12 protein-coding genes and 1 pseudogene are annotated in these 12,736 nt (G+C 52.2%); all 13 read left to right on the top strand.

From position 1 onward, the window contains the following. The first annotated feature begins 32 nt into the window (after positions 1 to 32). Positions 33 to 569, top strand: coding sequence for a GNAT family N-acetyltransferase (locus E5E96_RS06605; protein ID WP_171281786.1), 537 nt, complete (start codon positions 33 to 35; stop codon positions 567 to 569). Further along, positions 566 to 799 carry an acyl carrier protein gene (locus E5E96_RS06600; RefSeq protein WP_005306726.1) on the top strand — a complete coding sequence of 78 codons (234 nt, stop codon included), beginning with the start codon at positions 566 to 568 and terminating at the stop codon, positions 797 to 799. The genes E5E96_RS06605 and E5E96_RS06600 overlap by 4 nt, the downstream gene beginning before the upstream one ends. Next, complete coding sequence (locus tag E5E96_RS06595; protein WP_171281785.1) at positions 799 to 1,548, top strand: SDR family NAD(P)-dependent oxidoreductase; 750 nt, start codon at positions 799 to 801, stop codon at positions 1,546 to 1,548. Before E5E96_RS06600 ends, E5E96_RS06595 begins: the two co-directional genes overlap by 1 nt. Next, positions 1,548 to 2,918 (top strand): AMP-binding protein, encoded by a 1,371-nt coding sequence (locus E5E96_RS06590; RefSeq protein WP_171281784.1) that lies wholly within the window; start codon positions 1,548 to 1,550, stop codon positions 2,916 to 2,918. Before E5E96_RS06595 ends, E5E96_RS06590 begins: the two co-directional genes overlap by 1 nt. Continuing rightward, positions 2,918 to 3,976 carry an acyl-protein synthetase gene (locus E5E96_RS06585; protein WP_171281783.1) on the top strand — a complete coding sequence of 353 codons (1,059 nt, stop codon included), beginning with the start codon at positions 2,918 to 2,920 and terminating at the stop codon, positions 3,974 to 3,976. The genes E5E96_RS06590 and E5E96_RS06585 overlap by 1 nt, the downstream gene beginning before the upstream one ends. Next, positions 3,973 to 5,160 carry an acyl-CoA reductase gene (locus E5E96_RS06580; protein WP_171283210.1) on the top strand — a complete coding sequence of 396 codons (1,188 nt, stop codon included), beginning with the start codon at positions 3,973 to 3,975 and terminating at the stop codon, positions 5,158 to 5,160. Before E5E96_RS06585 ends, E5E96_RS06580 begins: the two co-directional genes overlap by 4 nt. Before the next feature lie 158 nt (positions 5,161 to 5,318). Continuing rightward, positions 5,319 to 6,302 carry a glycosyltransferase family A protein gene (locus E5E96_RS06575; RefSeq protein ID WP_171281782.1) on the top strand — a complete coding sequence of 328 codons (984 nt, stop codon included), beginning with the start codon at positions 5,319 to 5,321 and terminating at the stop codon, positions 6,300 to 6,302. Next, a pseudogene (gene glf / locus E5E96_RS22825) lies at positions 6,299 to 7,435 on the top strand (UDP-galactopyranose mutase); the annotation flags it as partial. The gene E5E96_RS06575 and the pseudogene glf, both read left to right, overlap by 4 nt. A 6-nt stretch (positions 7,436 to 7,441) precedes the next feature. Next, positions 7,442 to 8,401: a glycosyltransferase family 2 protein gene (locus tag E5E96_RS22820; protein ID WP_353736123.1), complete on the top strand. Its 960-nt coding sequence runs from the start codon at positions 7,442 to 7,444 to the stop codon at positions 8,399 to 8,401. Between the two features lie 11 nt (positions 8,402 to 8,412). Beyond that, on the top strand, positions 8,413 to 9,879 hold the full coding sequence (locus E5E96_RS06565) for a glycosyltransferase (RefSeq protein WP_171281780.1): 1,467 nt from the start codon (positions 8,413 to 8,415) through the stop codon (positions 9,877 to 9,879). Continuing rightward, positions 9,836 to 11,317, top strand: coding sequence for a glycosyltransferase (locus E5E96_RS06560; RefSeq protein WP_171281779.1), 1,482 nt, complete (start codon positions 9,836 to 9,838; stop codon positions 11,315 to 11,317). The genes E5E96_RS06565 and E5E96_RS06560 overlap by 44 nt, the downstream gene beginning before the upstream one ends. Continuing rightward, a complete protein-coding gene (locus E5E96_RS06555; RefSeq protein ID WP_139389955.1) occupies positions 11,307 to 12,269 on the top strand; it encodes a hypothetical protein in 963 nt (320 codons plus the stop codon). Before E5E96_RS06560 ends, E5E96_RS06555 begins: the two co-directional genes overlap by 11 nt. Further along, positions 12,260 to 12,733, top strand: coding sequence for a hypothetical protein (locus tag E5E96_RS06550; protein WP_144406161.1), 474 nt, complete (start codon positions 12,260 to 12,262; stop codon positions 12,731 to 12,733). The genes E5E96_RS06555 and E5E96_RS06550 overlap by 10 nt, the downstream gene beginning before the upstream one ends. Positions 12,734 to 12,736 lie beyond the last annotated feature (3 nt).

The raw sequence follows: 12,736 nt of genomic DNA, 5'->3' as shown, positions 1-12,736 counted from the left end.
GGTCGATAACATGGGCAAGTGATGGGACGTCATTGGTATTGAACATGAGTTATGGTGTCGAATTGCGCCCGCTCCAGCCCTGGGATCTGCCCACTCTGCGACGCTGGCGCAACCAGGACGAGGTGCGGTTGCAGATGGTGGAGCAGACGCTCATCTCCCCCCGCCAGCAACGGCAGTGGTTCGTCAGCAGCCTGGAACGGTCTGACCAGCAGCACTGGGTGCTCTGGTGCCGCGGCCTGCGGGCCGGCTACGTCAACCTGAAAGGAGAGACTCGGCAATCGCTGCAGGGGCAGCCGGTGGCGGATGCCGGCCTCTATCTGGGCCGCTCCAGCGTGCGCCACCCCATGCTGGCCGTCGCTGCCGCCCTGTCACAGCTCGATCAGGGCTTCGATACCTTCGAGCTTGGCTGCATCCGTACCTTGGTGCGCACCGGCAACGACGCCGCCCTGCGCCTCAATGCGCAGCTCGGCTATCGCCAACAGGGGCAACAGGGCGACTTCATCGCCCTCGAACTGCAGCCCGCCGACTATTATGCCGCCCGAGAACGGCTACGGAGATTTTTCAGATGACTACAGCGTTGGAACAGGTTTTTGCCGATGCCCTCGGCATCGACGTCGGTAGTGTCAGCGACCAGCTGGCCTACAACAGCATTCCCCAGTGGGACTCCGTCGCCCACATGGGCCTGATCGCCCAGCTGGAGGACTGCTACGGCGTGCTGCTCGATACCGATGACATCATCGACATGAGCTCGGTCGCCAAGGCGCGGGAGATCCTCGCCAAGTACGGGGTCGCCCTCTGATGCAGGGGCTGCTGCAAGGCAAGCGGGTGTTGATCACTGGTGCCGGGCGCGGTATCGGGCTCGCCATTGCCCGGCTGTTTGCCGCGCAGGGGGCCGAGCTGTGGCTGGCGGGACGTGACGAGGCGGCCATGAGCCGGCTGGCCGATGAACTCGGCGCCGAGTTCGGCGTGCCTTGTCAGCCGCTCTGTGTCGACGTGGCGCAGCCGCAGGCAGTCAAACAGGCCTTTCAGCAGCTGTTTGCCCAGACGCGCCAGCTGGACGTGCTGGTCAACAATGCCGGCATTCTGGAAGAGGGGCTGCTCGGCATGGTCAATCAGGCCCAGCTGGAGCAGACCTTCAGTCACAACACCTTCAGCGTGGTCTATTGCAGCCAGTATGCCGCACGCCTGATGCAGCGCAGCGGTGGTGGCAGCATCATCAATCTCACTTCCCTGATGGGACGGGTGGGCGCCGCCGGGCTCAGCAGCTATGCCGGCAGCAAGGCGGCGGTGATCGGCATCACCCAGTCGCTGGCCAAGGAGCTGGCCGCCAGCCGGATCCGGGTCAATGCCATCGCCCCCGGCTTCATCGATACCGAGATGGCCCACGCCATCCCGGACGACAAGTTTGCCGAGCGACTCGCCAGCATCGCCATGGGGCGCATCGGCACGCCGGACGAAGTGGCCAAGGTGGCGCTGTTTCTCGCTTCCGACCTGGCAAGCTATGTGACCGGTCAGGTCATCGGCGTGGATGGAGGCATGACAGTCTGATGGATCACGCGCACGCACTGCTCGCCCACCTGCGGGAAGACAACCCGGCGCCGGCCTGGTGCGATCCGCAAGAGGGCTGGCTCTCCTACGGCGAGCTGGCACGGCGGGTGGCGCGGCTGGCGGCCAGCTATCCGGACGAGCGCAGCCTGGTCTATCTGCCCTTTTTCACCCGCACCGCCCACCTGCTGCACTATCTGGCCGCGCTCAAGCTGGGGCATGTCGTGATGCTGGCAGACCCCACCCTCCCAGCGAGCCAGCACGATGCCAGCTGCCGGCAGTTTGGCGTGAGCTGGCGGGTCAATGACGCCGGCCAGCTGGAGCGGCTTGCCGCGACGACGCCCACCCTGCACCCGGAACTGTCAGTATTGCTGCCGACTTCGGGCAGCACCGGCAGCGCCAAGTGGGTGCGGCTGTCGGGGCGCAATCTGGCTGCCAACGCCACCTCCATCGCCGACTATCTGGCGCTGACGGCGGCCGAGCGGGCCATCACCAGCCTGCCGCTGTACTACTCCTACGGCCTGTCGGTGCTCAACAGCCATCTGCTGGTGGGCGCCTCCCTGGTGCAACACGAGGGGAGCGTGCTGGAGCGCGACTTCTGGCAGCAGATCGATCTGCACGAGGTGAGCAGCTTTGCCGGGGTGCCCTTTACCTATCAGATGCTGGCCCGGCTGCGCTTTGACTGGGCCCGTTACCCCTCGTTGCAGACCCTGACCCAGGCGGGCGGGCGTCTCGAACCCGCGCTGGCGCAGCAGTTTGCCGAGCAGGCCATGAGGCTGGAGCGGCGCTTCTTCGTCATGTACGGCCAGACCGAGGCCACCGCCCGCATGGCCTGGCTGGCGGCGCCCGAGGTGGCTGTTCATCCGGATGCCATCGGCCGCGCCATTCCCGGCGGCCAGTTCGCTTTGCGCGCGCTGGAGGGGGGCAAACCCGGGGAAGGGGAGCTGGTCTATCGCGGCGACAACGTCATGCTGGGCTACGCCGGCACGGCCGAGGATCTGGCGCAGGGCGCCCAGCTGCAGGAGCTGGCCACCGGCGATCTGGCCCGTTGCGATGAGGCGGGCCGCTACTACATCTGCGGCCGGCTCAGCCGTTTTCTCAAGCTGTTCGGCAAGCGGGTCAGCCTGGCGGAGGTCGAGAGCCAGCTCCATCGCTGGGGCTGGACGGGGGCCTGCGGCGGGCGTGATGACAGCCTGCTGGTGGTCGTCGAGCCCCGCGGTGACCAGCCGGCCGACGGCTTGCAGCGCGAGCTGGCGCAGTGGCTGCAGGCCCCGCCGTGGGCGGTGCAGGTGGTGCAGGTGACACAACTGCCGCGTACCGCCAATCACAAGATTGACTACGCTGCCTTGGCCAGACTGGCGGGGGAAGCGTGATGGAGCACTTGCTGAGTGCGCCGGTCTTTGCGCTGCCCCAGGCCGCCAAACAGGCGCTGCTGCTGGCGCGGCTCAACGCGCTGACTGCGCATCATCGGGCCCACTGCATGGCCTATGACAATGTGCTGCAAGCCTTCGGCTGGACGGCAGCGGCGACCGATTACGATGCGTTGCCCTACCTGGCGGCCCGGTTGTTCAAACTGGCCCAGTGGCAGAGCGTGCCGCAGAGCGAGGTGTTCAAGGTGCTCACCTCGTCGGGCACCACGGGCTCGCCATCACGGATCGTGTTGGACAGGGAGACCGCCGCCCTGCAGAGCAAGGTGCTGGTGAAGATCCTGCAGGAGTTTGTCGGCAAGCAGCGCCTGCCCATGCTGCTGGTGGAGCAGCCCGCCCTGATCCAGAACCGCAGCGGCTTTTCGGCGCGCGGCGCGGGCGCGCTGGGGCTCTCTTTCCTCGGCCGTGATCATACCTATGCCCTTGACGAGCAGATGCGGCCCAACTGGCCGGTGATAGAGGCTTTTTGTGACAAATATGCCGGCCAGCCGGTGCTGCTGTTCGGCTTCACCTTCATGATCTGGCAATGCCTGCTGGAGCCGCTGCGCGAGCGCGGCCTGCAACTGCCGCTGACAGAGGGCATTTTGTTTCACAGCGGCGGCTGGAAGAAGCTGCAGCACCTGGCGGTGGACAATCCCGCCTTCAAGGCCCGCTGCCGTGACCAGCTGGGTTTGGGTCGGGTTCATAACTTCTACGGCATGGTGGAGCAGGTGGGCTCCATCTTCGTCGAGTGCGAGCAGGGACACTTGCATGCTCCGGTGTTTGCCGATGTACAGGTGCGCGATCCGCTCACCCATCAGCCGCTCGGGATTGGCAGCCCAGGCTTGCTGCAGGTGCTCTCCGCCATTCCCGGCAGTTATCCCGGCCACAGCCTGCTGAGCGAGGATCTTGGCGTGCTGCTGGGAGAGGATGATTGCCCTTGTGGCCGCCATGGCCGTTATTTTCACGTAGCGGGACGCCAGCACGGCGCCGAGGTGAGGGGATGCAGCGACACCTTCCAATGACCCCGCCCGGGACGACCACCGGGCTCTGGCAGGAGGGGCCGGCGGTCGGCTTCGTGGCCCCGACGGCGGGCTGGCACACTTTCTGCCCGCAGTCCTTGCCCTGCTTTGCCCCCGTCATCTGTGACTTCGTGGCGGCGCTGTCGGCCCGCCTGCAGCAGGAGGGGCGTCGTCACCCCGATCTGGCTGCGTTTGGTTTCTGGCTGCGACCGCGCCAGCTGGCCAGAGAGCAGCAACGCTTGCAGGGACGAGGGCCGCTGGGGGTCACTTTTCACCTGGTGCCCTCCAATGTGCCGACGGTGGCCTTCTACTCCTGGCTGGTGGCTCTGCTGATGGGCAACCCCTGCGTGGTGCGGCTGTCGTCACGCCGCGATCCGCAGCAGGAGGCCATGTTGGCGATCCTCAACGAACTGTTCGACCTCGGTGAATGGCAAGAGATCGCCGCCCGTACCCGCTTCATTCGCTATGACCACGACGAGGGCATCACCGCCTGGCTGTCGGCGCGCTGCCGGCTGCGCATCATCTGGGGCGGCGACGAGACTATTCGCCAGGTGCGGGCCATTCCACTGGCGCCGGCGGCGCAGGAGGTGGTGTTTCCGGATCGCCGCTCGATGGCGGTGCTCGACAGCCGCTGGCTGGCCGGGCTGGAGCCGCAAGAGTGGCAACGGACGCTGGATGCCTTGCAGCAGGACTGCACCCGTTTCAACCAGCAGGCCTGCGCCTCGCCAACCACCCTCTGCTGGCTGGGTGAACCCGACGAGGAACTGCGCCGCCGCTTGCTGGAAGCCCTGTTTGCTCCCTTTGCCGCCGATCCCGCCCTGGCGATGGAGAGGCTCATCCACAGTCAACAAAATGCCGCCGAGCAGGGGGCAATGAAGGTGACCAGCTTGCCCGGCGTCACCTTATTGACTCCGGCGAGCGGGCTGCGGCTCGCACACGTCGGAGGAGGTACAGTTGCCGAATTTGTGGCCGATACCCTGAATGAGCTGCTGGCACAGCCCTGGGACATGCAGACCTGCGTCTGGGTCGGCGGTGACAGGGCCGGGGTCGAAGCGGCGCTGCCGACTGCCCCCACCTGCCGGATTGACCGGGTGGTGGCGCCGGGACAGGCGCTCGCATTCGAATGGCATTGGGATGGTATCGACATGCTGCAACTGTGCAGCCGTGGCCTCAGCCGACGCGAATAATCGGGTGTGGCTCACATAAATCCCGCAGCTTCAATGGATTAGCTTGGTCAGGCATACCTCTTGCAGTAAAACCTGACAGAGAGGGAGAAGGGTTGACAGGGACCGTGCGGTAGCCTTGCCCATTTTCTCCCATCCGCTTCATTTCTATTCATTTTCCCTTGGATTTCCCTATGAAAGTCAGCGTATTGGTGCCCGTCTACAATCTGGCGCGCTTCATCGAACCCTGCCTGCTCAGCCTGCTCGAGCAGCAGACGGATTTCGAGTTCGAGGTGATCGCCATCGATGACGGCTCGAGTGATGACTCCTGGTCCATCATGCAGCGGCTGGCACGGCAGTGGCCGGCCCTGCGGGCCCTGCAAAACGAACAGAACATGGGGCTGGCCAGAACCCAGAAGCGGCTGCTTGGTGAAGCAAAAGGGGCCTACCTTGCCTATGTGGATGGCGACGATCTGGCTTTGCCGGGCAAGCTGCAGCGTCAGGCCGACTATCTGGACGCGCACCCCGGCTGCACGCTTTGCTATCACGAGGCGGAGATGTTTGATGATGAGACCGATGCGCGCATCAAGCTCTTCACCCGCGATTACTACAATGCCCGTTACCTCGAACCCGTGATGACGCGGGAGGCGCTGATCCGCTTCGGAGTCTTCGTCAATGCCAGCTCCATTATGTTTCGTCGTTATGACGGCATGGCTGATGCCATCGATGAGGGGTGCAAGATCATTCTCGATTACCCCTGGCACATCCTGAATCTCTCCCGCAATCCGGGCACCCTGGATTTCATCCCTGAGCTGCTGGGGCGTTATCGCTTCCATACCCAGAGCTTCGGCGGGCAGACCCGCAAGTCGGCAGAGCGCCGTGAGCAGTCGCTGCGCGACCTGCTACGCGCCTGTGACAATGCGGCTGCATTCGGCGCTGATCCCGTGATCATTGCCCAGGGGCGCGCCCATCACTGCTACTCTGCCGCGCTCTACTTTTTGCGGCAGGATGACGTCGCCCGCTTCACACAGCTCATCGAGCAGTCGGTGGCAGAGGTTGCGGAGTTGGCGCCAGGCTGGTTCTTCGACGAGCGGCATCAACTGGCGTGGGCGCAGCGGGCCCATCCTGCCCGGGTCGTACAACAACTGTTTGGAGAAGCGGCGTGAGTTATCAGGCAATCGTCATTGGCGCCGGGCTGTCTGGCGCCGTCATGGCTGAACGCATGGCCAGCCAGCTTGGCTGGAAGGTGCTGGTGCTGGAACAGCGCGACCACATCGGGGGCAACTGCTTCGACGAGTATGACGAGCATGGCGTGCTGATCCATCGCTATGGGCCGCACCTCTTTCATACCGACAGCAAGGAGGTGTGGGATTACCTGTCGCAGTTTACCGAGTGGTTGCCTTACGAGCATCGCGTGCTGTCACGTATCGACGGGCAACTGGTGCCTATCCCGTTCAACCTGACCAGCATCGAATGCTGCTTTCCCGCCGACAAGGCCGGCGCCATGATTGAGGCCCTGCGTACCCGGTTCGGGGATGACGCCAGAGTACCGATTCTCGAACTGCGCAAGGAGCAGGATCCTCTGCTGGGTGAACTGGCGGATTTCATCTATCAGAAGGCTTTCGTCAACTACACCAGCAAACAGTGGGGGGTACCACCAGAGCAGATCTCCCCCGAGGTGACGGCACGGGTACCCGTGGTGGTCAGTCGGGATGATCGCTACTTCACCGACCCCTGGCAGGCGGTACCGGCCGCAGGCTATACCGCTATGTTTGAGCGCATGCTCGCGCACCCACTGATTGACGTGAGGCTGTCGACCCCCATGGCACAGCACGTCAGGCTGGATTGGCAGCAGAAGCGGGTGCTGCTGGATGGCGAGCAATTTGACGGCCCCTTGGTCTATACCGGGATGCTGGATCATCTGCTGCCGGCAGAGGGGAATTACCTGCCATACCGTTCACTATGTTTTGAGCATCGCCATCTGGCGCAGGAACAATTTCAACCGGTTACTACCGTCAATTATCCGAATGAAGAAGCCTTCACGCGGATCACCGAGTTCAAGCATTTCAGCAGGCAGGTACATCCCGGTACCAGCATTGTTTACGAATATCCCTGTGACTATCGGCCGGAACAGGGGCTAGAGCCTTACTACCCGCTATTTACCAATGCAGCCAAACAGCATTATCAAGCGTGCCGTGATGAGTTGACCGGGTTCCCGCAGCTGATCGCCCTGGGGCGCCTTGCCGAGTATCGCTATTTTGATATGGATGATGCGGTTATAAACGCTCTATTGTATTTTGATAAAATGCGGAATATTCGGTTGCCATTAATATCAGTAGTTATGCCCGTCTACAATTGCGAAGAGTTTGTTGGAGAGGCTGTCAATAGTATTCTTTCTCAAACCTTTAGAGATTTCGAATTCATCATCATAGATGATGGGTCAACAGATAATACACACCACATCCTACAAGCTCTTTCCAAACAAGACCAGCGAATAAGACTATATCGTCAGAGCAACAAAGGTCTGGTATATAGTTTGAATAAAGCTATTAAACTTGCACGAGGGACTTTTATCGCTCGAATGGATGCTGATGATATCTCTATAAAAGATAGATTCGAACTGCAAGTTGAATTTATGAGAAGTAATCCTGATGTATATATATTAGGAGGGTGGGCTAAGCTTTTCGGTGAGATAAATGAAGTATGGCATCACAGACAAGATGACAATTTCATAAAAAATCTGCTTATGTTTAGAACATCTGGTTTTCAGCATTCTTCGGTGTTAATTAGAAAGTCTGTGTTTGATAAATATGAATATGAGTCTCAGTGGCCTCATATTGAGGATGCAGCTCTTTGGTGCAAAATAGCGGCCAATGAGAAATGGAAGTTTCACAACCTGAGATGTATTCTTGTTTACTACAGGACACATCACCAACAGGTAAGCGAGATATATCGAGAAGTACAGTCCACAGGCTTCACCAAAATTACTGAGCTATATGTTAATCAGCTTGGTGGAAATATTGGCCCTCTTGCTCTATGGCGTAAAATAATTGAATTATCCTCAATGGATACGTCGGAAGTGGTAGCTGCTGGCTTGATTTTGACTGATATCAGGGCAGAGTTAAAACTGTCTGATGAGTTTTTTGTAATTGAAGAGCGATGGTTAAAAATTTGCTTGGCAAACAAGGTATCACACCACCTTTATAAAAGCCATGGGCCATGTCGAGATGATTTTGTATTCTTGGCTGAGTCACAACTAGCTTGATGGGCATAAAAATGAAGAAAGTGATTGTCTTTGGTGCTGGTGGGTTGTTTAGAGTATTTCTTCCATTTATAAAATCCAGGTATCAACTGGCGGCTATTTCAGACAACGATACAACGCGACATGGACAATTTGTTGATGGGGTTAGGATTGTATCACCTTCGAATATTATATGTTTGGACTTTGAACTTGTTATTGTCGCGAGCATGTATTTTGAAGAGATAAAGGAAAATCTCATTTCTCTTGGTATAAATAATAATGCTATTGTAAATATATATGATGATCTTTTGATTCGTGAAAGTGTTGCTAATTACTTGAACGAGCATGATGAGTTCATTATAGCAATAAATAAAATATCATCTCTTTCATTAACAAAGAAAAAATTAATAGTGATGAACTCTTTAGGGAATGGAGGGGCTGAGAGAGCATTATTAAACTTATGCCGCAGAATTGAAGAGAAAGAAAAAATATTTCTGATTGTCATTGAAGGCGGTGGAGAGTATTTTGATGCACTTAGCCATATTCTTCCCGTAGTAGAGATCTTTTCATCTATTGAAAACAGGCTGCTTTCTCGTTGTTTTTTTATGTATTTTTCCGCCAAGGATATATGCTCTCGGTTATTTGGCCGAAATGCATACGATATTACTATTGCATATATTGAAGGACTTTCTACCTATCTTGTCTCAGGAATAAATAGCAACTATAAAGTCGCTTGTGTACATGCGAATCTATTTTCCCATCATGTTAGTGCGCCTTATTACGCATCATTAAAAGCAGAGTATGATGCTTATGCTAGCATGGACCGGCTTATCTTTGTATCTAATTCTGTCAAAGATGGATTCAGTGAAAGAATAGAATTGAGAGACTATGAGTCAAGCGTAATAGGAAATATCTTTGATATTGAGGTCATCAATAGCAGGTCTAAAATGGAGGATGACTCTCATATCTTATATCCATATATCGTTGCTGTTGGGCGACTAGTCGAAGTAAAAGGGTTCGATAAGTTGATTCGAGCCTTCACCAAGATTAAAAAAAATGGTCAGGAAGATCTCAAGTTGGTTATTATAGGGGATGGTCCCCTAAAGTCAGCCCTGGATGATCTGATATCTACATTGGGAATGAAAGAGCATATTACTTTATTAGGAAAGAAAGAGAATCCCTATCCATATATTAAATCTGCTCAATGTTTAGTATCGTCCTCAGTTAGTGAGGGACACCCACTGTCCATTGGCGAGGCTATAATCCTCGGTACACCGATCATTGCAACTAGTTGTGAAGGGAATGTAGGGATGCTAGCACATGGCCGTTATGGCTATCTATGTGAAAGCGATGAGGATGGCTTAGCGTCAGCACTCTATAGTTTAAGTATCATACCGATGCATCATGCGACCTTGATTTTTAAATCAACAGATGGTCAGAGCAGCCTGTCTGGGAAAAATGAAAGTAATCAATGGAATGAGATGTTATCAGGGGAAAGATAGTATGAGGAAAAGAATAATCATATTTGGCTTAGGCAGTTTGTATAGACGAGCGATTATTTATATCAAAGATCTGTATGAGATAGTTGCGTTAACAGATAACAATCAGTCTCTGCATGGCACTATATTTGACGGAGTTTTGGTAATTCCTCCCTCTGAAATTTCATCAAAGAAATGTGATGGGATTATCGTCCTGAGTTCATTCTACAAAGAAATACATAAGCAGATAATTAGTTTTGGTGTTGATATCACACTTATCAACAACGGTTTAAATATTCTTGTGGATGTATTCAGACCTCTACTTGAAAGCGCCTTGATTAATAAAAGTGAAAACATGAATGACACCGAAAGCAACGTGTCATTTTTTATCGATACATTAGGCAATGGTGGCGCTGAAAAAGCTTTAGTTGATCTTACAAAGATGCTTTCAAACGAGAAAATTTCAGCGTCTATAGTGGTTACTTTTAATATCGGGGATTACTTCAGTTCGATCCCTAGCCGATTTCCAATAAGAACACTATTTGATTATAAAGATAAAGAATTGATCGACCTTATTTTTACATTAGTTGAATGGCAAGTCATAAGAAAGATAGTAAAGATTAATGATAGTCGGATTGAAGTATCCTTCCTCGACGGGTTTAGCTCATGCCTTGTTGTCGCTAGCAGTGCAGGTAAAAAAATTGGGTGGGTACATTCAGATTTATCTTATTATCTAGATAATGAGCAGAAAAAGAAAGAGGCATCGGCTTTATATTCATTGTTCACCGATATTGTCTTTGTGACAGGAAATTCTAAAGTAGCATGGGAAAAGTTATTTCCTGATAATTCAAATATTAAAAAACACGTAATTTACAATCTGGTAAGTGTACAAGATATTACAGCTCATAAAGGAAAGAGTAGTCTAACATTTGATAAGTTGACATTTATTGCTGTAGGGCGCCTTGATTATGTAAAAGGTTTTGATTTACTGATAGAGATTTGTCATAGATTAAATAATGAAGGTTATGATAATTATCAACTTCTTATTATCGGAGAGGGAAGTGATAGACCTCATCTTGTGAAGAAAATAGAAGAGTTTCATATACCAAATGTTAGTCTTTTAGGGCATCTTGCATATCCATATCAGTATATTGAGGCTGCTGACTTTGTTATCTCATCGTCCCGAGCAGAAGGTTTTTCTCTGGTCATTCTCGAGGCTCTCTTACTCGGCACCCCAGTGATTGCGACAAGAACAGCAGGCTCTATGGAGCTGATGACTCGTTTAGGGGGAGGGGTACTGGTGGACAATAATATTGACGCTCTTTATTCTGCCATGAAGAACGCATGTGAAGGAGAACTAAATAATGCCATTCCTCCTACCAGAGAAAGCTTCGAAGATATATATAGGGATACATGTGATGCAATAATCGGTATTCTGGGAGGCGGAAAGGATGTATTTTGATGTTACTGTTATGGCAGGCTATCGAGTGGGAACTGACTCACTCTGTAAATATATATCAAAACACCCAAACATATATTGCCCAGGATACTATGGTACGAAGTTTAGAGCTAACACATATTCAGACAAAACATTTATTGATGTTATAGGCTGTAAACGAAATGTTTTTATTTGGCATGATATTAATGTCGATTTCATATACAGTGGCGATATACCATTAAAGAATCATCATTTAATTCATCCAATTCGACATCCATATGAACAAGCTATCGCAAGTTATAACTCATTCTTACAACAGTTAGTTCTTGATAGCAAAGATATCCCTGACGTTGAAGAGTATATTCTGCGAAATGGCGAGTTATATTTTAATAGTTCATTACGCTGCTCCAAGTATTATGATAAATATGAAAAAGTGAAGATCGTTGATTTTTCTGAACTAGCACGTTGCTCTGTAAATAGAACAATGAATGATATTTATCAATGGTTAGGGGTTGAGGAGTGTGCAAATTTTGTTGATGACTCTGCATTCAAAAAAAGCTACATCGATACTTTTCTCGAAAAGTTACCATTACGAATAAGTTACAAGGGAATTTATTGGACTATACATTTTGTCAGGCTTGTTGATTTTATTCCAAAGTATCTTTATAAAATTGGCTCTATCAATACAGATGACTTTGGAATATTAGCAATGTGTATGACCAAAGATGAGATCTACATTAATAGGGCTCGGTACAATGACATAATAGCTAAAGAGTTGGAGTTAATTATTGAGAGTCATTTTTCAACATGGTCAGATGAGTTAAATCATAAACTTGATTTTTTTATGATGAAGAAGATAAACTCATTACCACAAAAAATTTATAGCCTTATTGATAACGAATGTGAAAGTGACTATGAAAAAATTATAGAATACTGCCCTAAAATAGAGATGTTATGGAGGGACAAATGGATATAAAGATAGACCTCGACTTTGAAGCTGTATACCGAACACTGGAATTAGATGGAGAGCGTGATAAAAATTCATTTCTTTCTATTACAAAGTTAAATCAAGTGTTTAATCGATTGCACAAATCTAATGGTGCACCAGTGTATATATTCGGGCTGGGTGTCGGTGGCCGCAACATAATCGGATCGATGATTTTTGATGGTATTCTTTCGGGAATAATTGATAATGATAGTAAAAAGTGGGGAGAGCATTATAATGGGTTGGATATATTATCTCCTGATATATTGAAAGACAAAAAAAATGCGTTGATCTTTGTGATAAGTGATTGGTTTCATGACATAAGGCTGCAATTAATTAATATTGGAATCTCAAATGAGAATATTATAAATGTGATGCCAATATATACAGCGTACCAATGGTTGCTTGAGACATCCCCTATAGAGTATTATATATCTTCATGTGAAGGGATATGATGT

It is taken from the genome of Aeromonas sp. 1805 (assembly GCF_013085525.1).
GTDB classification, from domain to species: Bacteria; Pseudomonadota; Gammaproteobacteria; order Enterobacterales; family Aeromonadaceae; genus Aeromonas; species Aeromonas hydrophila.
This window is presented reverse-complemented; position numbering and strand designations above follow the sequence as displayed.